At 71.4% G+C, this 19,824-nt stretch carries 22 protein-coding genes; 11 read left to right on the forward strand and 11 right to left on the reverse strand.

The genetic code is table 11. The features are described from left to right. The first annotated feature begins 24 nt into the window (after positions 1–24). The 4 genes from AB0F58_RS09335 to AB0F58_RS09350 all read left to right on the forward strand — a co-directional run bounded on the left by AB0F58_RS09335 (position 25) and on the right by AB0F58_RS09350 (position 3,800). A complete protein-coding gene (locus tag AB0F58_RS09335; RefSeq protein WP_357140206.1) occupies positions 25–1,338 on the forward strand; it encodes a sensor domain-containing protein in 1,314 nt (437 codons plus the stop codon). Beyond that, complete coding sequence (locus AB0F58_RS09340; protein ID WP_357140209.1) at positions 1,326–1,988, forward strand: response regulator transcription factor; 663 nt, start codon at positions 1,326–1,328, stop codon at positions 1,986–1,988. The genes AB0F58_RS09335 and AB0F58_RS09340 overlap by 13 nt, the downstream gene beginning before the upstream one ends. Before the next feature lie 86 nt (positions 1,989–2,074). Beyond that, a complete protein-coding gene (locus AB0F58_RS09345) occupies positions 2,075–2,848 on the forward strand; it encodes a DUF4253 domain-containing protein (RefSeq protein ID WP_357140212.1) in 774 nt (257 codons plus the stop codon). 298 nt (positions 2,849–3,146) lie between these two features. Next, complete coding sequence (locus AB0F58_RS09350; RefSeq protein ID WP_357140215.1) at positions 3,147–3,800, forward strand: D-Ala-D-Ala carboxypeptidase family metallohydrolase; 654 nt, start codon at positions 3,147–3,149, stop codon at positions 3,798–3,800. Positions 3,801–3,849: 49 nt separating this feature from the next. Here AB0F58_RS09350 and AB0F58_RS09355 read toward each other — a convergent pair whose 3' ends face one another. Both AB0F58_RS09355 and AB0F58_RS09360 read right to left on the reverse strand, forming a co-directional pair. Further along, entirely contained in the window at positions 3,850–4,356 is a 507-nt protein-coding gene (locus AB0F58_RS09355; RefSeq protein ID WP_357140217.1) for a hypothetical protein, read from the reverse strand. A 127-nt stretch (positions 4,357–4,483) separates the two neighbouring features. Further along, complete coding sequence (locus AB0F58_RS09360) at positions 4,484–4,891, reverse strand: GntR family transcriptional regulator (protein WP_357140219.1); 408 nt, start codon at positions 4,889–4,891, stop codon at positions 4,484–4,486. Positions 4,892–5,204: 313 nt separating this feature from the next. On the opposite strand from AB0F58_RS09360, the gene AB0F58_RS09365 reads away from it, so the two are divergent. Together AB0F58_RS09365 and AB0F58_RS09370 are read left to right on the forward strand one after the other, a co-directional pair. Continuing rightward, positions 5,205–5,588: a DivIVA domain-containing protein gene (locus AB0F58_RS09365; protein WP_357140221.1), complete on the forward strand. Its 384-nt coding sequence runs from the start codon at positions 5,205–5,207 to the stop codon at positions 5,586–5,588. Then, entirely contained in the window at positions 5,585–5,845 is a 261-nt protein-coding gene (locus AB0F58_RS09370) for a hypothetical protein (protein ID WP_357140224.1), read from the forward strand. Before AB0F58_RS09365 ends, AB0F58_RS09370 begins: the two co-directional genes overlap by 4 nt. Before the next feature lie 120 nt (positions 5,846–5,965). Here AB0F58_RS09370 and AB0F58_RS09375 read toward each other — a convergent pair whose 3' ends face one another. Continuing rightward, positions 5,966–6,685 (reverse strand): ElyC/SanA/YdcF family protein, encoded by a 720-nt coding sequence (locus AB0F58_RS09375; RefSeq protein WP_357140226.1) that lies wholly within the window; start codon positions 6,683–6,685, stop codon positions 5,966–5,968. Between the two features lie 63 nt (positions 6,686–6,748). Beyond that, positions 6,749–7,111 (reverse strand): PH domain-containing protein, encoded by a 363-nt coding sequence (locus AB0F58_RS09380; protein ID WP_357140229.1) that lies wholly within the window; start codon positions 7,109–7,111, stop codon positions 6,749–6,751. 377 nt (positions 7,112–7,488) lie between these two features. Here AB0F58_RS09380 and AB0F58_RS09385 point away from each other — a divergent pair, with 377 nt between their 5' ends. Further along, entirely contained in the window at positions 7,489–7,824 is a 336-nt protein-coding gene (locus tag AB0F58_RS09385) for a hypothetical protein (protein ID WP_357140231.1), read from the forward strand. On the opposite strand, the gene AB0F58_RS09390 is transcribed toward AB0F58_RS09385, so the two are convergent. Continuing rightward, positions 7,811–8,119 carry a 4a-hydroxytetrahydrobiopterin dehydratase gene (locus tag AB0F58_RS09390; protein ID WP_357140233.1) on the reverse strand — a complete coding sequence of 103 codons (309 nt, stop codon included), beginning with the start codon at positions 8,117–8,119 and terminating at the stop codon, positions 7,811–7,813. The genes AB0F58_RS09385 and AB0F58_RS09390 overlap by 14 nt on opposite strands. A 182-nt stretch (positions 8,120–8,301) precedes the next feature. Between AB0F58_RS09390 and AB0F58_RS09395 the strand changes: the two genes are divergently transcribed. After that, positions 8,302–8,775, forward strand: a complete 474-nt coding sequence (locus AB0F58_RS09395; RefSeq protein ID WP_357140236.1) for a (deoxy)nucleoside triphosphate pyrophosphohydrolase — start codon at positions 8,302–8,304, stop codon at positions 8,773–8,775. A 99-nt stretch (positions 8,776–8,874) separates the two neighbouring features. Here AB0F58_RS09395 and AB0F58_RS09400 read toward each other — a convergent pair whose 3' ends face one another. The 6 genes from AB0F58_RS09400 to AB0F58_RS09425 all read right to left on the reverse strand — a co-directional run bounded on the left by AB0F58_RS09400 (position 8,875) and on the right by AB0F58_RS09425 (position 16,441). Then, positions 8,875–9,939, reverse strand: coding sequence for a succinate dehydrogenase/fumarate reductase iron-sulfur subunit (locus AB0F58_RS09400; protein ID WP_357140239.1), 1,065 nt, complete (start codon positions 9,937–9,939; stop codon positions 8,875–8,877). Beyond that, a complete protein-coding gene (locus AB0F58_RS09405; protein ID WP_357140242.1) occupies positions 9,940–11,862 on the reverse strand; it encodes a fumarate reductase/succinate dehydrogenase flavoprotein subunit in 1,923 nt (640 codons plus the stop codon). It lies immediately after the preceding gene. Positions 11,863–11,877: 15 nt separating this feature from the next. After that, positions 11,878–12,684: a hypothetical protein gene (locus AB0F58_RS09410; protein ID WP_357140244.1), complete on the reverse strand. Its 807-nt coding sequence runs from the start codon at positions 12,682–12,684 to the stop codon at positions 11,878–11,880. A 298-nt stretch (positions 12,685–12,982) separates the two neighbouring features. Continuing rightward, complete coding sequence (locus tag AB0F58_RS09415; RefSeq protein WP_357140246.1) at positions 12,983–14,362, reverse strand: metallopeptidase TldD-related protein; 1,380 nt, start codon at positions 14,360–14,362, stop codon at positions 12,983–12,985. A 61-nt stretch (positions 14,363–14,423) separates the two neighbouring features. Beyond that, on the reverse strand, positions 14,424–15,860 hold the full coding sequence (locus tag AB0F58_RS09420) for a TldD/PmbA family protein (protein WP_357140248.1): 1,437 nt from the start codon (positions 15,858–15,860) through the stop codon (positions 14,424–14,426). Between the two features lie 32 nt (positions 15,861–15,892). Continuing rightward, on the reverse strand, positions 15,893–16,441 hold the full coding sequence (locus tag AB0F58_RS09425; protein WP_357140250.1) for a Uma2 family endonuclease: 549 nt from the start codon (positions 16,439–16,441) through the stop codon (positions 15,893–15,895). A gap of 228 nt (positions 16,442–16,669) precedes the next feature. On the opposite strand from AB0F58_RS09425, the gene AB0F58_RS09430 reads away from it, so the two are divergent. Genes AB0F58_RS09430 through AB0F58_RS09440 form a run of 3 tightly spaced genes read left to right on the forward strand, consistent with a single transcriptional unit; the run spans position 16,670 to position 19,820 of the window. Next, complete coding sequence (locus AB0F58_RS09430) at positions 16,670–17,776, forward strand: ABC transporter ATP-binding protein (RefSeq protein ID WP_357140253.1); 1,107 nt, start codon at positions 16,670–16,672, stop codon at positions 17,774–17,776. Further along, positions 17,773–18,816 carry a dipeptide ABC transporter ATP-binding protein gene (locus AB0F58_RS09435; RefSeq protein ID WP_357140256.1) on the forward strand — a complete coding sequence of 348 codons (1,044 nt, stop codon included), beginning with the start codon at positions 17,773–17,775 and terminating at the stop codon, positions 18,814–18,816. The genes AB0F58_RS09430 and AB0F58_RS09435 overlap by 4 nt, the downstream gene beginning before the upstream one ends. Next, positions 18,813–19,820: an ABC transporter permease gene (locus AB0F58_RS09440; protein WP_357140258.1), complete on the forward strand. Its 1,008-nt coding sequence runs from the start codon at positions 18,813–18,815 to the stop codon at positions 19,818–19,820. Before AB0F58_RS09435 ends, AB0F58_RS09440 begins: the two co-directional genes overlap by 4 nt. Positions 19,821–19,824: the final 4 nt, after the last annotated feature.

Genomic DNA, 19,824 nt, shown 5'->3' on the forward strand with positions numbered 1-19,824 from the left:
GAACACCGTGCATAGCGTGACGTCATGACCTCGAACGAACCCCTCCACCTACCGGCGGCGCTACGACGGCGCGGCTATCTGCTCTCGTGGTGGCCCTGGCGGGCGCTGGCGTACGCCGTCACCACCGTGCCGGTCGCGGGCCTGCTGGCCTTCGGGCTGCTCGTCGTCGTGGCGCCCTCGGTGGCCGTGGTCAACGCGGCGCGGCAGGGCCGACCGATCGAGCTGCCGATCGTCGTGTTCCTCACCCTGGCCGGGCTGGTCATGCTGGCCCTGGCCCCGCTGGTGAGTGCCCCGGTGGCCGCGTTCGAGCGGTGGCGGCTCGGCGTCGTCGACCAGCGTCCGTTCCCCGGTCGGCGGCTGCCGCTGCCCGACCCTTTCCTCCGGAGCCTGGCGGAGCGCTACACCAGTGCGGCGGCGTGGCGGGAGGTGGCGTACACCTTCTGGCTGGGCGGTGTGGTGCCGGTCGCGTACGGGACGCTCACGGTGCTGGGCCTGATCGACCTGATGCTGATCGTCAGCCCCTGGCTGCTCGGCGACGCCGGCGAGGTCATCATGCTCTGGACCACGGTCGACACGCCCCGCCAGGCGGTGCCCTACGCGATCGGGGCGCTCCTCGTCCTCCCCGTGCTGTGGTACCTGTGCGGACTGCTCGTCGCGGTCCAGGCCGTCGTGGCCCGGTGGCTGCTCGGCGGGCCGTCCGCCGACCCGGTGGCACTGCGCGAGGTGACCCGATCCCGGGCCCGGCTGGTCGACGCGTACGAGGCGGAACGTCGCCGGATCGAGCGCGACGTGCACGACGGTGCCCAGGCCCGCCTGACCAGCCTCACCGTCCAGCTCGGTCTGGCCCGGCTGGACGTGCCCGACGACTCTCCCGCCGCCGCCCCGTTGGCCGTCGCGCACGAGCAGGCCAAGGACCTGATGGGCACCCTCCGGCAGATCGTGCAGGGCATCCGCCCGCAGAACCTCACCGAACTCGGCCTGGCCGGTGCCGTCCGGGAGCTGGCCGGCGAGGCGACCATCGCGGTCGCGGTACGCGCCGACCTGGACCGGCCGGTGCCGGAACTGGTGGAGACCACCGCCTACTTCGTGGTCTCCGAGGCGCTGAACAACGTCGCCCGGCACGCTCGGGCCAGCCGGGCCGAGGTACGGCTCGCCCAGACCGACCACCACCTCGTCGTCGAGGTCACCGACGACGGCCACGGCGGTGCCGAACCGGCCCGGGGCACGGGGCTGACCGGCCTCGCCGACCGGGTGGCCGCCGTCGACGGGCGGTTGCTGCTGTCCAGCCCGACCGGCGGGCCTACCCTCGTCCGGGTGGAACTGCCGTGCCGCCCGTGACCCGCGTCGTGCTGGCCGAGGACGAGGTCCTCCTGCGGGAGGGTCTCGTCGCCCTGCTGACCAGGTTCGACTTCGAGGTGGTCGCGGCCGTCGGGTCGGCCCCGGCGCTGCGGGACGCGGTCGGCGCGTACCAGCCGGACCTGCTCGTCACGGACATCCGCATGCCGCCGGACCACCGGGACGACGGGCTGCGCGCGGCGGTCGCCCTGCGCGCGGGACGGCCCCGGCTCGCGGTCGTGGTGTTGAGCCAGTACGTGCAGACCGAGTACGCCTCCGCGCTGCTCGACAGTGGCGACGGCCGGCGCGTCGGGTACCTGCTGAAGGACCGGATCGCGGACGTGGCCGAGTTCGCCGCCACGCTGCGTCGGGTGGTCGGCGGCGGCACGGCCATCGACCCCGACGTGGTCCGCCACCTTCTGCACCGCCCCCGGGACCCGCTCGCCGCCCTGACCGGCCGGGAACGTGAGGTCCTCGCGGCGATCGCCGAGGGCCACTCCAACGCGGCGATCGCGGCGCGGCTGCACGTCACCGAGGCGGCGGTCGGCAAGCACGTCGGGAACATCCTGGCCAAGCTCGACCTGCCGCCCAGCGACGACACCAACCGTCGGGTGCTGGCCGTCCTGGCCTACCTGCGCACCAACCCGTCCTGAGCTGCTCCCGGCCCGCCCGATCTGCTCCCGTCCTGCCTGAGCCGCTCCCGGTCGGCACGTCGTACGGCTCGCCTACGCTCCCCACCATGATCACGGACCTGCCCCGGCTGCTCGACGCCCTGCCCGCCGGAACGCTGCCCCCCGGCCGCCTCGTCACCCCCGAGGACGGCGGGCCGCCGCCGTACTGGTTGAGCGACGGCCCGGCCGAGCCGGGACGCTGGGCGTCGCTGCGGGCGCGGCATCAGGAGACCGGACTGTGGCCGCTGGTGCTGAGCGGGTTGCGGAGCGAGGAGAACCGTCCGTGGGTCGACGGGGAGGTGTGCCCGGCGCGGATGTCGTCGCCGGACCGTCACGACCCGGCGGAGCTGCTCGCCCGGTGGTGGGGTGGACACGGGGAGAACCCGGACGGCACCGAGGCCCTGGCTCCGCTCGGTGTGCGGTGGCCCGGCCCCGCCGACCCCGGCCAGCCGGCCGGCGCACCCGGGGAGTTCGCCGACGAGTACGTCGACTTCCTGGAGGACGGCCAGGCCCGACTGGGACTGGTGCCGGCTGCCCGGGGCGCGGACACGCTGGCCGTGACGGGCTGGACCGGCCCGGCGAACTTCACCAACGACTCGGGGGAGTTGGCGGCGGTCGTCCGGAGCTGGGAGGAGCGCTTCGGGGCCCGGGTGGTCGGCCTCGGCTTCGACATCCTCCACCTCAGCGTCGCCGCCCCGCCGACCTCGTCCGAGCACGCCCTGCGGGTCGCCGCCGAGCACTTCGCCTTCTGCCCGGACAACGTCTGGCAGGGCAGTGGGACGCTGGCCGCCTACGCCGAGCAGATCGTCGGCCTGAACTGCTGGTCGTTCTGGTGGGACTGACCCGGCGTTCTGCCGGCTCTCCGGCCGGGCGCGCGGGTGGCCGACGGAGAGAATGACACGCCGTTCGTGACCGGCCCGTCAATATGTCACCCCCTGCGGATTGTTCGACCGGAATTGGTCGCGCCCGGATTTCCGCGCCACGGTGGAATCGCGTCGGCGCAATAATCCGAACAGCGCGGTCGGTCGCATTTCCGCCCTGCACGACGAGCTTCCGGGACGGGGTGCACGCACGTACGACCAACCTTAGTGATTCGTGAGCCGGCGGTCAGAGAACTGTCCCCTCGTCACGGGAGTTGGCATGACCACGAAGTGTTTCACCTGGACCCGCACCCTCAATCGAGGGGCGACCGGAAACGACGTGAAACAGCTACAGATCCGTATCGCCGGTTGGGTCGGCTACGGCGAGACCCTCGCGATCGACGGCGACTTCGGCCCGGCCACCGGTGCCGCCGTCAAGCGTTTCAAGGCCGGTTACCGCATGTCGGAGACATCGGAAACCGCCGGGTCGCCGGTCTTCAACCTGATCTACTCGCTCCAGAACGACGACTGCACACCGCAGCACTTCAGGTACCCGGAATTCGACGGCGGTTGCGGTCAGTCGGGCTTCTCCGGTGGTGCGGCCAGTACCGCCACCGTGCGGGACAACCTGTTACGGGTGATGTGGCAACTGGAGGCGTTGCGGCACAAACTCGGCGACCGCCCGATCGTCATCTCCTCCGGATTCCGCAGCATCTCCTGTAACACCCGGGTCGGTGGGGTGTCCGGGAGCCTGCACACGTACGGCACGGCCGCCGACCTCGGCACGTCGAGTCGGCCGAGCCTCTGCGAGATGTGGCGGATGGCCCGCTACTGCGGATTCAAGGAAATTCTCGGACCGGGCTACCCCGACCATGACGACCACGTCCACGTCGGCAACAAGTCCACCCAGTTCTGGCGCGCCGCGGACTGCTGACCGCCTCGGTCCTGCTGCACGACAGGAGGCGCGACGGCCCTCGGGCCGGTCAGCTCGGGTCGGGGCGATTCCGCGATCTCGGAGCCGGGGCCGAGGTGCGCAGGTCCCGCACCAGTTGAGGGGCGCGCCACTGGCCCACGGTGGTGAACCACCGACTCAGGGGGTAGGCGAGGCGAACGACAAAGTAGTTCAGGTATTCCACCACCGCGAAGAGCCACACCGCCACCACCAGCAGGGCGGTGCCGGCCTGGTCGGGCCACCACACCAGGATCCCGACCAGGCCGGCGCCCAGGAGAACGGCGTCGGCGATCCGGAACACCCGGTAGACACCGGCGACGGCGACCGGCATCGGTGCCCGCTCGACCCAGGAGCGGGCCGCCAGCCAGTAGACCCCGGCCTGCACCAGGACCACGAGCAGCGGAACCAGTGCCGACCACAGGGCTGCCGAATCGTCAGGCCCGGCAAGGCGAGGCATCACGAGGGCGACGGCGACCACGGCGAACGAGGCTGCGGCGGCAAGCTCTCCCGTCCCGAGCTTCAGGTACCTGCCTCGCAACTTCCCACGTCGTTCGGTCGACACCCCGTCACCCTATCCAGGGCCTGTCGCAACGGCTCGTCGGCAGCGTGGCCAGGCTCGACGTAGCGACCAGGCCCGGTGCGCCGGCCCGAGGGAGGTGCGTGGGTCAGGGACGGATCAGCTCGGTCTGGTCGCCGGGCAGGACCCTGACGTCGCCGTCCGGGCTCCGGATCTCGATCACGGGTACGCCCTCATCCAGGTCCATCTCGCGTCGCTCCCGGTTCGACGGCATCCGGGCGATTGCCGAGCTGCCGGACGTCAGCTCGAATTGTTCGCGCTGTGGCGCTTCCCGTACCCAGGTGCCACGGCCTCGGCTGGTTCTGAGCAGGCCCTCGGACCGGAGAAGCGCCACCGCCATGCGGACGCTTTCCCTGCCGATCTCGTGCTCCTGGCTGAGTTGCAGCTCGCTCGGGAGCGTCGCCCCGGGAGTGAACTCCCCGCTTTCGATCTTCGCGCGCAGCAGGTCGGCGAGCTGGATGTAGATCGGCGTGTGCGAGCGGGGATCGATCCTCATACCCCTGAAGCCTCATCGCCCTGGGGGGACGTGGGAATGCGCCCCTGTCCGGACAACAAACATCCCCCTGCCCCACGGGGCTTGTGCGCTTGTCCGAATGTTTGTAGTCTCGCAGTCACGGCTCGTGTCCGGGTGTGAACGGCTGATCGCAGGTGTGTCGTTCAGCCTGTCGAGTTACTGGTCGGCCCTGCTGTCGTGGTGCTGCTGCTCTGAGCTGCGACGGCAGGGCGGGGTGGTCCGCCCGTGCGCGGCGGGCGGGCGGGCCGCCCCTTCCAGGTCGGGTGACGGAGAGTGGCAGAGAGGCGGAGCGGGCATGCGGTTCTTCTCCCGGCGGGCCGGTGACAACCGGAGGCCGGTCGACGGTGGCGGTCGGCAACGGACCGGCGGCAGCCACCGGCCGGGCAGCGGTGACCCGGGGACGACGCGCCCGGCCGAGCCGGGCGTCTACCGGTCCCGGGCGTATGCCCCGCTGCGGTCCTGGCAGGTGCGGCGGCGACGGTTCCGCAGCGTCGGCCTGTTCCGGCGTGGGTTGGACCCGGCGGACGTGCAGGAGTTCCTGGACCGGGTCGCCGACGACCTGACCGACCTCTACGACGAGCTGAACCAGAGCCGGGAGGAGACCGGCCGCATCAAGGATGCGCTGCGGCGCTGGCAGTCCGAGTACGCGCCCCGGGTCAACGAGCGGGCGTACCGGTGAGGCGCGGCCGGGAGCGGTTCGTGATCCACCTGCCGGTGGTCGCCGGTGACCTGACCGGCGCGGTACGGCTGGCCCGGGTGGTGGCGCGGTGGGCGAGCATCCTGCCCTGCGCCGACCCGGGGGAGGCCACCGTGTCGTACGAGGACGAGCAGGGCGTCCACCATCGGGTCTTCTGCGACACCCGGCTGCCCGGCGGACAGCGCTGCCTGCTCCGGGCCGGCCACGACGGCCCGTGCACCCGCCGGTTGCTCCGGTAGCCCGGCCGCGCGGTTGCCCCGTCTGCGGGCAGCTCCACAGCACGCTCTGCACCTATGGATGCTCCGGCAACCGGCCGGCGGGGGAGCGGTCACGGCCCGGCCGTCGACCGGCCGTCGGGCTCAGCCGGCGAGCAGGGCGTCGTCGACGCCGGTCTCACGGCGGCCCAGGTGGGCCGGGTCGCGGCCGGAGAGGATGTCCAGCACGGCCTTGACGGCGGCACCGTGCTCACGGCTGGAGCTGATCCGCCAGGTCCGCTCGTACGCGCGGGCGGTGTCGTCACCGACCCCGTTGGCCTCGACGCCGAGCCGCCGGCACACCGTCACCGCACGCGGCAGGTGGAAGGACTGGGTCACCAGGGTCGCCCGGTCCACCCCGAAGATCCGCTTGGCGCGGGCGCACGAGTCGTAGGTGTCCAGGCCGGCATGGTCGCGTACCACCTTGTTCTCCGGTACGCCCCGCTCGACCAGCCAGTGCCGCATCGCGGTCGGCTCGTCGTACCCGGGATCGACGTTGTCGCCGGAGACCAGGATCGCGCCGACCTTGCCGGTGGCGTAGAGCTGCCGGGCGATCTCCAGGCGGGCGGCGAGGAACGGCGACGGCGTGCCGTCCGGCTGGACCTTGGTCCCCAGCACCAGGGCGACCGGTGCCGCCGGCACGGTGGCCGTGGTGAAGAGCCGTCCCTGTGCGCCCTGCCGGATCCAGTTCACGCTGGCCAGCGTGCCGACGGTCAGCAGCAGCGCGCCGACGACCCCCAGACCGACCGCGAGCCGCAGCCAGCGCGGTACGGCCCGGACCACCGCGCGCCACGTCCCGATCATCGTCGTCAGCCCTCGCCGCATGTGATCCAGTATTCCAGCGCCCGACGACGCCCGGTCGTGCCGAGGGGACGGCTCCGGACGGGGTCAGGAGATGTAGTGCAGGATCACGTTGTGGACGTGGTGGGCCTTGTCCGAGCCCCGGAACTCGACCTCGTAGGTGTGCGTGCCGACGTGGATCGCGATCGCCCCGGTGGAGAAGAACTGCCCGCCCCAGGACTTGTTGCTGACCACGCTGACGCTGGTGATCTTCGAGTACGGGATGCTGGTGATCGCGAACTTCTTGCCGACGAAGGACTGGTCCTGGATGATCACCCGCCGGTCGGTGAGGCCGATGAAGCCGGTGCCGGTGCCGATGGCGTCGTAGACGGCGATGATCTGCTCGCCCTGGAGCAGGCCACTGGAGATCTGGTTGTACTGCTCTTTGCGGTCGTACGTCGCGTTCGCCATGATTCCCACGGTAGGTGGGGTGTGCCAGCTTGCCCACCGCTGCTCAGTCGCCGTCCGACGGGGCAGCGTCGTCCGACGGAGGGCAGCAGAGGAGGGCCCCGCCGGTCGACCACGGGGGGTGTGGTCGGCCGACGAGGCCCTACGCCGCCAGGGGGTCGGCGGCTGACATGGGTGCTTTCCATCCGTTGTGAGAAGGTTGTCTGCTCGTGCGAGGATCTGGTACCCAGGGCTGTCCCGGCGAAACACTTGTCGCTCGGCAATCTTCTTCCGGGTGGACAGGCAGGCGGAGGGCGCTGCTGTCGGAAATCGGGCCGGCGCGGGCGGCTCGCCACCGCCTACTCTGACGACAGCGATCCCCGGCTGCGAAGGGAACACGGATGGATACGATCTGGACTCTCGCGGTGGTGGTCGTCGGTGCCTTCGCCGCGCTGTGGATCCTGGCCGGCGCTGGTCTGCTGGTCGAAGGAGTGCTCCGGCGGGATCCGACCGCCCGCCGGCGGGGGTGGCTCTACCTGGGCTCGGGTGTGGGCCTGCTGCCGTTCGCTCTGACCGGGCTGCCGTTCGCTTCGCTCGGGCTGCCGGACGAGATAGTGCTGTTCGTCCTGCCCGGTCTCGCGGTCTCCGCTGTCGGCAACTGGCTGCTCTCGCGGGTGGACAAGCGGCGCCGCCAGGGCGAGGCGGCAGCGACGGGGCGTACCGTCAGGGGCTCGTGACCGCGCGGTAGGCGTCCTCGATCCGCGCGGCCAGCAGGACCTCGCCCTCGGTCAGCGGCTCGTCGCCCCGGTGCCCGACGCGGATCTGGGTGCGGTCGGCGAAGCGGCTGATCTCGGGACGCAGGTGCAGGGCGTCGGCCACGACCTTGACCCGCTCGGTCAGCGCCGCGTGTTGCGAGTCGTCGATCACGAGGGTCCGCTCGATCTGCTCACCCTCCCGGGTCCACCCGGAGAGCAGGGCGAGGGCGTCACTGAGGTAGTCGCGCTTGGTTCGACTGCGGAACAGCGCGCGCATCACCGCACCTCCCAGGCGTCGTTGCCGGCTCGTGGCCAAATCGTCGCCGTCCTGTGTCCCGTTGGTGGTCCTAGTTTGTCGGCAGGCGGGAGGTGTGTCCACGCCCACACTTCCCTCTCTTGCTGGCCTAGCGGCTGACGACGCTACCCAAACCGCCGATTGATCTGGCACGCTGGTCAGCCGTGCGGACCGAACGGATTAGTGGTGGCGGGCAGGCCGAAGGCCGGGACGTGAAGGTGGTCGTCGGCGCGGCCATCGTCGCGGGCGGGCGGGTGCTGGCCTGTGCGCGCTCCGCCCCGCCGGAGGTCGCCGGCCGGTGGGAGTTCCCCGGCGGCAAGGTCGAGCCAGGGGAGACCGAAATCGCCGCCCTGGTCCGCGAGTGCGCCGAGGAACTCGCCGTACGCGTCGAGGTCGGTGACCGGGTCGGGCGGGACGTCCGGATGGCGCACGGCCGCTCCGTGCTCCGGGTGTACGCGGCCCGCCTGCTCGGCGACGACCAGCCGCGGGCGCTGGAGCACGCCGAGCTGCGGTGGCTCTCGGTCGACGAACTCGACACGGTCGACTGGCTTCCCGCCGACGTCCCCATCGTGGCCGCGCTCCGTCCCCTCCTCGATCCACTCCGTTCCGCCGGTCCGGCGGCGTCACCCGGCGACTGATCCACCCTTCTTGCCGGAACCGCCGTCCGACCAGGTGCGGGGCGAAACGGAAGCGGGGGGTCGTGCGGCGCAAGCCGCAGACCCCCCGTTGCCGTTCGCTCAGTGCTGTTTCTTGTCGTCCTGCTCCGGGTGGGCGTAGTTCAGGTGCTCGGCGGGGAGCGGGAACGTCACGTCGTCACCGAAGGGCGACGGCGCGGCCGGCCGGTCGAAGGTGAGCTCGCTCAGCGGCAGTCGGCCGCGCTGGTCGACGGCCGGGGCGGTCGGGTGCGGCACCTCGCGGTTCCAGTTGAGCCCGCGCTGCGCCTGCGTCTCGGCGGCCGGGTCGTGCGATCCGCCCCGGTGCGAGTGGACGCCACCGAGACCGTGGTGCACGCCCGGCTGGTTCTTGGCGCTGGCCTCGACAGACTCGTTCTGACCCCGACGGAAGATCTTGCTACCAAGCCACACCAGGGGATCATACTTCCGATCGACGACCCGTTCCTTCATCGGAATGATCCCGTTGTCGGTGATCTTGATGTGCTCGGGGCACACCTCGGTGCAGCACTTGGTGATGTTGCAGAAGCCCAGACCCTGCTCGGCCTGCGCGTACTCCTTGCGGTCGGTCTTGGTGTCGAGCGGGTGCATGTCCAGCTCGGCGGCCCGGATGAAGTAGCGCGGACCGGCGAAGGCCTGCTTGTTCTCCTCGTGGTCGCGGATCACGTGGCAGACCGTCTGGCACAGGAAGCACTCGATGCACTTGCGGAACTCCTGCGAGCGCTCCACGTCGACCTGCTGCATCCGGTAGTCGCCCGGTGCCACGTCCTCCGGCGGCGCGAAGGCCGGGGTCTCCCGCGCCTTCTCGTAGTTGAACGAGACGTCGGTGACCAGGTCCCGGATCACCGGGAAGGTGCGCAGCGGGGTGACCGTGACCGTCTCGTTCTCCTCGAAGGTCGACATCCGGGTCATGCAGCCCAGCCGCGGCTTGCCGTTGATCTCCATCGAGCAGGACCCGCACTTGCCGGCCTTGCAGTTCCACCGGCAGGCCAGGTCCGGCGCGTCGGTGGCCTGGAGGCGGTGGATCACGTCGAGGACGACCTCGCCCTCGTTGACCTCGATGGTGTAGTCCTGGAGGTCGCCACCGTCCTCGTCACCCCGCCAGATGCGGAATTGGCGCTTCGAGCCCACTTACTTCGCCTCCTCGGCGTGCGCGTCGGCGACGAGGGCGTCGAAATCGGCCAGCTCCTCGTCGGTCAGGTACTTCGCCAGCTCGGCCCGGTCGAAGAGGCTGATCAGCTCGGCGCGCATCTTCGGCAGCGGCTTGTGCTCCAGGCGTACGGTGTCGCCGTCGAGCGAGCAGACCAGGTTCACCCGGCGCCACGTCGGGTCCATCCCCGGGAAGTCCTCCCGGGTGTGGCCACCGCGCGACTCCTGCCGCTCCAGCGCGGCCTTCGCGGTGCACTCCGAGACGACCAGCATGTTGCGCAGGTCCAGGGCCAGGTGCCAGCCCGGGTTGTAGCGCCGGCCCCCCGCCGCGCTGACCTTCGCCACCCGCTCGCGCAGCTCGGCGAGGCGGACCAGCGCGTCGGCCAGCTCACCCTCACGCCGGATGATGCCGACCAGGTCGCCCATCACCGCCTGGAGGTCCTGCTGGAGGGTGTACGGGTTCTCGCCGGTGTCCCGCTGGAGCGGGGCGAGTGCGGTCTCCACCGCGGCCTCGACCGCGTCCACCGACACCTTGGGGCGGGAGGAGAGCTGGTCGGCGTAGGTGGCCGCGTGCCCGCCGGCCCGCTTGCCGAAGACCAGCAGGTCGGAGAGGGAGTTGCCGCCGAGCCGGTTCGAGCCGTGCATGCCGCCGGAGACCTCACCCGCGGCGAACAGCCCCCGCACGTTGCCGGCGGCGGCCCCGCTGTCCGGGTCGACCTCGACGCCACCCATCACGTAGTGACAGGTCGGCCCGACCTCCATCGGCTCCTTGGTGATGTCGACGTCGGCCAGCTCCTTGAACTGGTGGTACATCGACGGGAGGCGACGGCGGATCTCCTCGGCCGGCAGCCGGGAGGCGATGTCCAGGTAGACGCCACCGGCGGGCGTACCGCGACCGGCCTTGACCTCGCTGTTGATCGCGCGGGCGACCTCGTCGCGGGGGAGCAGCTCCGGGGGCCGCCGGTTGTTGTCCGGGTCCTTGTACCAGCGGTCCGCCTCGGCCTCGTTGTCCGCGTACTGCTTGCGGAACACGTCCGGCACGTAGTCGAACATGAAGCGCTTGCCCTCGGAGTTCTTGAGGACGCCGCCGTCACCCCGGACCGACTCGGTGACCAGGATGCCCTTGACCGAGACCGGCCAGACCATGCCGGTCGGGTGGAACTGGAGGAACTCCATGTTGATCAGGCTCGCCCCGGAGCGCAGCGCCAGCGCGTGCCCGTCCCCGGTGTACTCCCAGGAGTTCGAGGTGACCTTGTAGGACCGGCCGACGCCGCCGGTGGCGAGCACCACGGCCGGGGCCTCGAAGAGGACGAACTCGCCGGACTCCCGGTAGTACCCGAAGGCACCGGCGATCCGGTCACCGTCGAGCAGCAGCTCGGTGATCGTGGTCTCCGCGAAGACCCTGATCCGCGCGTCGTAGCTGCCGAACTCCTTCTTGTCCTCCTGCTGGAGGGAGACGATCTTCTGCTGGAGGGTCCGGATCATCTCCAGGCCGGTCCGGTCCCCGACGTGCGCCAGTCGGGGGTACTCGTGCCCGCCGAAGTTGCGCTGCGAGATCCTGCCGTCCTTGGTGCGGTCGAAGAGCGCACCGTAGGTCTCCAGCTCCCAGATCCGCTGCGGCGACTCCTTCGCGTGCAGCTCGGCCATCCGGAAGTTGTTGAGGAACTTGCCACCGCGCATGGTGTCGCGGAAGTGCACCTGCCAGTTGTCCCGGCTGTTCACGTTCCCCATGGCGGCGGCGGCGCCGCCCTCGGCCATGACCGTGTGCGCCTTGCCGAAGAGCGACTTCGAGATGATCGCGGTCTTCTTGCCGGCCAGGCGAGCCTCGATCGCCGCCCGGAGACCGGCGCCACCGGCCCCGATCACGACGACGTCGTAGTGGTGTCGTTCGATTCGCGTAGTCATCAGTGTCCGGGCCCTTTAGTTGATGAACCGCAGGTCGCTGAACCAGCCGGCGGCCAGCGCCATCACGTAGAAGTCGGTGAGCGCCAGGGTGCCGAGGGTGATCCAGGCGAGCTGCATGTGGCGGACGTTCAGCCACGACACGCCCGTCCAGGCGCGGTAGCGAAGCGGGTTCTTCGAGAAGTGCTTCAGCCGCCCGCCGATGATGTGCCGGCAGGAGTGGCAGGAGATCGTGTACGCCCACAGCATGATCACGTTGACCAGCAGGATGACGTTGCCCAGCCCGAAGCCGAAGCCCTTCGGCGAGTGGAAGGCGAGAACCGCGTCCCAGGTGTTGATCAGGGAGATGATCGCGGCGGCGTAGAAGGCGTACCGGTGCAGGTTCTGCCCGAGCAGCGGGAAGCGGGTCTCACCCGAGTAGGTCTTGTGCCCGTCCGGCACGGCGCAGGCCGGCGGCGACAGCCAGAACGACCGGTAGTACGCCTTGCGGTAGTAGTAGCAGGTCAGCCGGAACAACAGCAGGAACGGCAGGGTCATCGCGGCGTCCGGGATGATCCACCAGCCGGGCAGGAACTGCCCGAAGTGGGAGGCCTCGGTCACGCACCGATCGGTCACGCACGGCGAGTAGAACGGGGTCAGGTAGTGGTAGTCGTCGACCCAGTACCACTTGTGCATGAAGACCCGGACCGTCGCGTACGTGACCCACGCGCCGAGGCCGATGACCGTGATCAGCGGCGCCAACCACCAGCGGTCGGTACGCAACGTCTTCGCCGCGATGGCGGCGCGCGCTCGCGCACCCCGCGGCTTCGTTGCCGTTGAAGTCATTCCAGTCGTCTCCCTGACGGGGCCCTCGCGGGCACGGATCGGTTCCGGCCGGGCACGCGAGCCGGCGCACCGCCCTCGCAGCCACGTCCCCCTGCGCACACCCACCACCGCGCCGGGGCGTACCGACGCAGCTAAGTGACACACGTTACGCCGCTCAGTGCGAGCCGTTCGCGCAGGGAGTGTCGCTTGTATGAGACCGGTTTGAAAGCTGTGGCGCTCCGATCGCTGTCCGATGTTAAGAACCTCACGTCCAGGGAGGATGCGGGCCCACCGGATCAACGATTCGGTATCGGAGGTGTCACCCCGAGGCGCCGCCGGTGAAGTTCCACCCGGCCAGCCGTAGCGGGGGTGCGCTCCACCAGACACCGGCGGTCCGGTCCGGCTGGCGGACGGCGACCCGGCCCGTCCCGAGCACCGCGCCGGGTGCGAGCGCCCGTGGGTACGCCTGGGTGAAACGCAGGTTCCGGACCGCGCGGGTGACCACGCCGTCCTCGATCAGCCAGACCCCGTTGCGGGTCAGCCCGGTCACCGTCAACGCCTTCGGGTCGAGCACCCGGGTGTACCAGAGGTCGCTGACCAGCAGCCCCCGCCCGACGCCCGCCACCAGGGCGGCGGTGTCCGGGTCGGCCACCGGTCCGGCCACCGGGCCCGCCGCCGGTGCCGGTCCCCCGTCGGGCACCAGCCGGATGGTGTGCGGAAACGGGCCGAAGGTGGGCGATTCGAGAGAACCGTGCCCGGTCGAGGTGGCACCGGTGACGGCGGCGGTACGCCGGTCGTGGGTCACCGCCTCGGTCGTGCCGGCGGTCACCAGGGGCAGCGGCCGGCGGGCGGTGCCCTCGGTGTCCACCGGCAGCCCGGAGGCGGCCAGTGGGTCGTCGACCAGGGTCACCGCCCGGTCGAACTGGGCCGTCCCCGGCTCGGCGAAGGACTTCCGCTCGGCGTGCGCCTTGCCGTTGAAGCCGTACATGGCGAGGTTCGCGAGCAGGTCGGCGACGGCAGCCGGCTCGAAGACCACCTCGTACCGCCCCGGCGGCAGTTCGACCGGGTCGACGCCGGAGCGGGCCTTGCCCGCCGCCCGCGCGCCGAGGGCCGCGCCGTCCAGCTCACCCAGGCGGTCGGCGGCGAGCCGGGCCACCCCGTCCACCCCGCCGACCCGCGCGATGCCGTCCATCGCCGCCTCGGCCATCCGCCCTGAGGCGGTGTGCCCGGCGGTGTTGGCGAACGCGGCGACCTGGTGCGAGGTACGGCAGTAGCCGGCCGTCTCCAGGCCGCCGGCCGCGTCGACGAACGCACGGACCCGGGCGGCCCGCTCGTCGGGTTCCGCGTACGCGGTGGCCTCGTCCGGCGCCGGGGCGGCCGGCGTCGGAGCGGCCGGGGCCAGGCCCGGCCAGCCCGGGTCGGGCGGGCAGAGCCGGGCCGCGACCAGGGTCCGTTCGACCAGCTCCCGGAGGCCGTCCGGGCTGGTCAGGCTGCCGCTGCCGGTGGCGGTACGCCCGTCGGCGTGCAGCCGCAGCCGGATCGACACCGTCGACTCGGCGATGTTCTGGTGGATGAACGAGTTGGCGAACCGGGTCAGCGCCGCGTCCGACCGGGTCACCGTCACCTCGGCCTGCGCGCCGGCCCCGGCGAGCCGGCCCACCAGCTCCACCACCTGCCCGGCGATCTCCGTCTCGCTCACGCTGCGGCCCTTCTGCTCACGACTGCGGGACTCGTTCGCTGCGCTCGCTCGTTCCTCGCGCTCACGCGCGAACTCCCACCCGGACGTTGCGGAAGCGGGCCGGGGCGGCCGGGTGGCCGGTGTGCCCGACCTGGCCCGGCTGGCCCTTGCCGCAGTTGGGCGTCCCCCAGGGGACGATCTCGGAGGAGAGCATGTCCATCGAGCGCCAGAAGACCGGCCCGATCCCGGTGTAGGTCGGGTTGCGCAGCATCCGGCCGCGCCGCCCCTTCTTGATCTCCCACCCGATCTCGCAGCCGAACTGGAAGTTGAGCCGCTTGTCGTCGATGGACCAGGAACGGTTGATGTCCATCAGCACCCCGTCGTCGGTGGCCTCGACGATCTCCTCCAGGGTGTGCGGCCCGGGTTCGAGGCCGACGTTGGTCATCCGCACCATTGGCAGTCGGGCCCAACCGTCGGCGCGGACGCTGCCGCCGTAGCCCAGACCGGCGACGGCGGCCGAGTCCCGGCCGGCCAGCACCCCCACCCAGCGGCCGGCGCGGACCGCGTCCCGGCGGACCGCCGGGGAGCCCTCGTCGTCGAAGCCGAAACTGCCCAGCGCGCCCGGGATGGTCGGGTCGATGGTGACGTTCATCAGCTCGGAGCCGTAGCGCAGCGAGCCGAGCTGGCGCAGGTCCAGCCAGGAGGTGCCGGCGAACGCGGCCTCCCAGCCGAGGATCCGGTCCAGCTCGATGGCGTGCCCGACCGACTCGTGGATCTGCAACGCGAGCTGCTCGCCGCCGAGGATCAGGTCGGTCTCCTCGGCCGGGCAGAGCGGGGCGGTGAGCAACGCCCGGGACTCCTCGGCCATCCGGGCGGCGTTGCCGACGAGGTCGAGTGCGTCGACCAGCTCCCAGCCGGTGGTGCCGTACTGGCCCCGGTAGCTGGGCCAGGACCGGCGCTGGGTCTCGCCGTCGCCGATCGAGGTGGCCGAGATGCCCGCCCCGCACTCACGGATGTGCTGGTCGATCCGGTGCCCCTCGCTGGAGACGAACCACTTGCCGGTGTCCCAGACCTGGTAGAGCCCCTCGGCCAGATCCGCCCCGTGGTCGGCCATCGTCGCGGTCGCGGCGACCAGCAGGTCGCCCTTGCTGCTCAGCGGCACGTCGAGCGGATCGACCTCGCAGGGGGAGGCCCAGGAGGCGGTGGTGGGCGTCGACGGCACCATCTCGACCGGTGGGCCGGCCACCCGGGCGCTCGCCGCGGCGATCCGCGCGGCGCGGTGGCCGGCGTCGCGCGCGGCGGCGTCGGCCAGGTCGGGTACGGCATAGAAACCCCAGCTCGACCCGACCAGGGCGCGCACCCCGAGCCCGAGGTCGGAATCCTGGGTCAGCTGCTCGATCTCGCCGTTGCGGGCCGACATGGACTCGTAGCGGCGGTGCATCACCCGGACGTCGGCGTACCGCGCACCGGCGTCCAGCGCGGCCTGCACGGCGAGGGCTGCCGCGTCGAACTCGGTCATGCTCCGACCCTAGGCGAGCCCCCCGACAGTTGTCAGTCCAGCAACCGCTCCGGTCGGATGACCGCGTGCACCGGCTCCGTCAGCTCCAGCAAACCACCCGGAGCGGCGGACGAGTGCTCCGCGTGGTGGCCGTCCTGTCGCCGGTACAGGTGGACCGCGAGGCTTTTCTGCTCGACCAGCAGGTACCACTCGATCCCGGCAGCCGCGTGGTAGTGCATCTTCAGCACCTTGTCCGTGGCGGCGTTGCCGGGCGAGATGATCTCGCAGACCAGTCGCACGTCACCCGCAGCCACGTAGGGATCGTTGAGGTCGATCGGATCGGTGACGACGAGGTCCGGGATCGTGATGCGGTCCGGTCGGAGCCGGACGTTCACCCCTTCGAGTACGCGCAGCCCGGCCTTGCGGACCGGCCCGCGCAGGACGGCGCGGAGTTCACCGGAAATGTTCTGGTGTTGGGGGGTGGGGGCTGGGGTCACGTGGAGGCTCCCGTCGAAGAGTTCGACGCGCTGGGACGTCTCCCCGAGGGCGAGGTACTCCTCCTCCGTCCACGGTCCGTCGTGGCCGAACACCGCTGCGGTCATGGTCACCTCCACCTCGGGGCGCGGGAATTCTCTCGCCGGCGGGCCGTCCCATCGTCGCACCCCGGGTGCGACCAGCGGAGCTTCCCGGCCGCGCCCCGCCAGGGGCGATGAACGCGGTGATGCGGACTCGTTACGGGTTCGGCGGCTGACAGGAGCCTGGTTGTAGCTTATTTTCACCCTCTGGGAACCGCTGCAAGTTCTCTTCGTCAACCAGGGGGGCGGTCGGCCGTGAAGAGACCCGAGTCGATGCCGGCCGAGGAGCCGGGCGACCGTAGTGCCGCGCCCGCGCAGCGTACCGCGAGCGGACCTTACCTGCGGGTCACCGACCTGCGGGTGCGCTTCGACACCGAGGACGGCGTGGTGCGGGCGGTCGACGGGGTGTCGTTCGCGGTGGAACGCGGTCGGACCCTGGGCATCGTGGGCGAGTCCGGCTCGGGCAAGAGCGTGACGTCGCTGGCCGTCCTGGGCCTGCACGACCCGCGCCGGACCACCGTCTCCGGGGAGATCGAGGTGGGTGGGCGGCAGGTGGTGGGGCTGCCCGAGGCGGAGGCCCGCCGGCTGCGCGGCCGGGACGTCGCGATGATCTTCCAGGACCCGCTGTCGGCGCTGCACCCGTTCTACCCGGTCGGCCGGCAGATCGCGGAGGCGTACCGGGTGCACCATCCGAAGGCGGGACGCCGTGCGGCGTGGACCCGGGCGGTGGAGATGCTGGACCGGGTGGGGATCCCCCAGCCGGGGCGACGGGCCGAGCAGTACCCGCACGAGTTCTCCGGCGGCATGCGGCAACGGGCCATGATCGCGATGGCCCTGGTCAACGACCCGCAGCTGCTGATCGCGGACGAGCCGACCACGGCCCTGGACGTGACGGTGCAGGCGCAGATCCTGGACCTGCTGGCCGATCTCCAGCAGGAGTTCGGCTCGGCGATCGTGTTGATCACCCACGATCTCGGCGTGGTCAGTCAGGTGGCGGACGAGGTGCTGGTGATGTACGGGGGCCGGGCGGTGGAGTACGGCAGCATGAGCGAGGTGCTCCGGTCACCGGCGCACCCGTACACCTGGGGGCTGCTCGGCAGCGTGCCGTCGTTGCACGGGGACGCCGACGCGGACCTGCGACCGATCGCCGGCAACCCGCCCAGCCTGATCGACCTGCCGCCCGGGTGTGCCTTCCATCCCCGGTGCCGCTGGGCGGACCGGACCGACGGCCGGTCCCGGACGCAGGTGCCGGAGCTGGTGCCGGTGGACGACTCGGGGCACCGGGTGGCGTGCCACCTGTCGGCGACCGAGCGGGCGCGGATCTGGGCCGACGAGGCCGAGCGGGTGGGGGTGGCCCGGTGAGCGCCCCGACGACCGGCCCGGTGGAGCCGCTGCTGCGCGTGCGTGGGCTGACCAAGCACTTCCCGGTGCGGGAGGGACTGCGCCGCTCGGGGCTGGTGCGGGCGGTCGACGGCGTGGACTTCGACGTCGAGGCGGGTCAGACCGTGGGCCTGGTGGGGGAGTCCGGCTGCGGCAAGACCACCACCGGCCGGATGCTGGTGCGCCTGATGGAGCCCACCGCCGGCAGCGTCACCTTCGCCGGCCGGGAGATCACCCGGGCCCGGGGCCGGGAGCTGCGCCGGCTGCGGCAGGACCTACAGATCATCTTCCAGGACCCGTACGCGTCGTTGAACCCCCGGCACACGGTGGGGCGGATCGTGGCGATGCCGCTGGAGGTCAACGGGATCGACCCGCCCGGCGGCGTCCGGAACCGGGTGCGGGAGCTGCTGGAGCTGGTCGGGTTGAACCCGGAGCACTACAACCGGTACCCGCACGAGTTCTCCGGCGGCCAGCGGCAGCGCATCGGCATCGCCCGCGCGCTCGCCCTGGAGCCGAAGCTGATCGTGGCCGACGAACCGGTCTCGGCGCTGGACGTCTCGATCCAGGCGCAGGTGGTGAACCTGCTGCGCCGGCTGCAACGCGACCTGGGGCTGGCGTTCGTGTTCATCGCTCACGACCTGGCGGTGGTGCGGCACTTCAGCCAGCGGGTCGCGGTGATGTACCTGGGCACGATCGTGGAGATCGGCGACCGGAACGACATCTACCAGCGCCCGCAGCACCCGTACACCCGGGCGTTGCTGTCGGCGGTGCCGGACGTGTCCGGCCGGGGGGCGGAGGGGCGGATCCGGCTCGTCGGGGACGTCCCCACGCCGCTGGACCCGCCGTCGGGCTGCCGGTTCCGGACCCGCTGCTGGAAGGCGACCGACCGGTGCGCCACGGAGACCCCCGCCCTCGAACCGAGGGAGGGCGGCCGGCAGGCCACCGCCTGCCACTACCCCGAGACCGGGCCGCTGGCGTCGACCGGTGACGTGGTGGCCGTACCGAATGAGGTGTCGCGATGAGCCTGTCCCCGGTGGAGGGCGAGGTCCGGGCGGAGATCGCCCCGGCGACCGACGGCGACGGCGGCGCGAAGCGCGAGGTCGTCGGTCGGTCCCCCGGCCAGCTCGCCTGGGCGCGGCTGCGCCGCGACCGCACGGCGGTGGTCAGCGCGGTGGTGCTGATCGTGCTGATGGCGATCGCGCTCGCCGCCCCGTTGATCGCCAGGCTGTACGGCGTCGGCCCGAACGAGCAGTTCCAGGAGCTGCTGGACGGCAACGGCATGCCGCTGGGCTACGTCGGCGGGGTCAGCGGCGACCACTGGTTCGGGCTGGAGCCCCGGCTCGGCCGGGACATCTTCATCCGGATGGTGTACGGGCTGCGCACCTCGCTGTTCATCGCGTTCGCCGCCGCGGTGGTGACCACGGTGATCGGCGTGATCACCGGCATCCTCGCCGGTTACCTGGGCGGGATGGTCGACACGGTGATCAGCTGGATCACCGACGTGGCGCTGGCCCTGCCGTTCCTGATCTTCGCGCTGGCCGTGGTGCCGACCGTGGCGCTGCGCTTCTACGGGGCGCGCGAGGAGGTGCCGGCCTGGTTCCAGGTGGCCGTGCTGATCGGCGTCTTCGCCGCGTTCAGCTGGACGAGCACCGCCCGGCTGGTCCGGGGTCAGGTGATCTCGCTGCGTGAGCGGGAGTTCGTGGAGGCGGCCCGGGCCAGCGGCGCGGGACTGGGGCACATCATGTTCCGGCAGCTCCTGCCGAACCTCTGGGCGCCGATCCTGGTGGCGTTCTCGCTGGCCGTGCCGCAGTACATCACCGGCGAGGCGGCGCTGTCGTTCCTCGGCATCGGCATCCTCGAACCCACCGCCGACTTCGGTCGGATGATCTTCCAGAGCATCCCGTACCTCCAGACCGACCCGGCCTACGTCTTCTTCCCGGGCATCACGATCTTCGCGCTGGTGCTCGCGTTCAACCTGTTCGGTGACTCGCTGCGCGACGCGCTCGACCCGAAGTCGTCCCGGTAGGGGG

The sequence above is a fragment of the Micromonospora sp. NPDC023956 genome, assembly GCF_040639195.1.
Classification (GTDB): Bacteria; Actinomycetota; Actinomycetes; order Mycobacteriales; family Micromonosporaceae; genus Micromonospora.

Excerpts from the sequence above, each read along its gene's own strand:
- AB0F58_RS09335 (WP_357140206.1), top strand. The coding sequence starts at position 25 with ATGACCTCGAACGAACCCCTCCACCTACCGGCGGCGCTACGACGGCGC.
- AB0F58_RS09345 (WP_357140212.1), top strand. The coding sequence starts at position 2,075 with ATGATCACGGACCTGCCCCGGCTGCTCGACGCCCTGCCCGCCGGAACG.
- AB0F58_RS09350 (WP_357140215.1), top strand. The coding sequence starts at position 3,147 with ATGACCACGAAGTGTTTCACCTGGACCCGCACCCTCAATCGAGGGGCG.
- AB0F58_RS09360 (WP_357140219.1), bottom strand. The coding sequence starts at position 4,891 with ATGAGGATCGATCCCCGCTCGCACACGCCGATCTACATCCAGCTCGCC.
- AB0F58_RS09365 (WP_357140221.1), top strand. The coding sequence starts at position 5,205 with ATGCGGTTCTTCTCCCGGCGGGCCGGTGACAACCGGAGGCCGGTCGAC.
- AB0F58_RS09375 (WP_357140226.1), bottom strand. The coding sequence starts at position 6,685 with ATGCGGCGAGGGCTGACGACGATGATCGGGACGTGGCGCGCGGTGGTC.
- AB0F58_RS09380 (WP_357140229.1), bottom strand. The coding sequence starts at position 7,111 with ATGGCGAACGCGACGTACGACCGCAAAGAGCAGTACAACCAGATCTCC.
- AB0F58_RS09385 (WP_357140231.1), top strand. The coding sequence starts at position 7,489 with ATGGATACGATCTGGACTCTCGCGGTGGTGGTCGTCGGTGCCTTCGCC.
- AB0F58_RS09390 (WP_357140233.1), bottom strand. The coding sequence starts at position 8,119 with ATGCGCGCGCTGTTCCGCAGTCGAACCAAGCGCGACTACCTCAGTGAC.
- AB0F58_RS09405 (WP_357140242.1), bottom strand. The coding sequence starts at position 11,862 with ATGACTACGCGAATCGAACGACACCACTACGACGTCGTCGTGATCGGG.
- AB0F58_RS09410 (WP_357140244.1), bottom strand. The coding sequence starts at position 12,684 with ATGACTTCAACGGCAACGAAGCCGCGGGGTGCGCGAGCGCGCGCCGCC.
- AB0F58_RS09420 (WP_357140248.1), bottom strand. The coding sequence starts at position 15,860 with ATGACCGAGTTCGACGCGGCAGCCCTCGCCGTGCAGGCCGCGCTGGAC.
- AB0F58_RS09425 (WP_357140250.1), bottom strand. The coding sequence starts at position 16,441 with ATGACCGCAGCGGTGTTCGGCCACGACGGACCGTGGACGGAGGAGGAG.
- AB0F58_RS09440 (WP_357140258.1), top strand. The coding sequence starts at position 18,813 with ATGAGCCTGTCCCCGGTGGAGGGCGAGGTCCGGGCGGAGATCGCCCCG.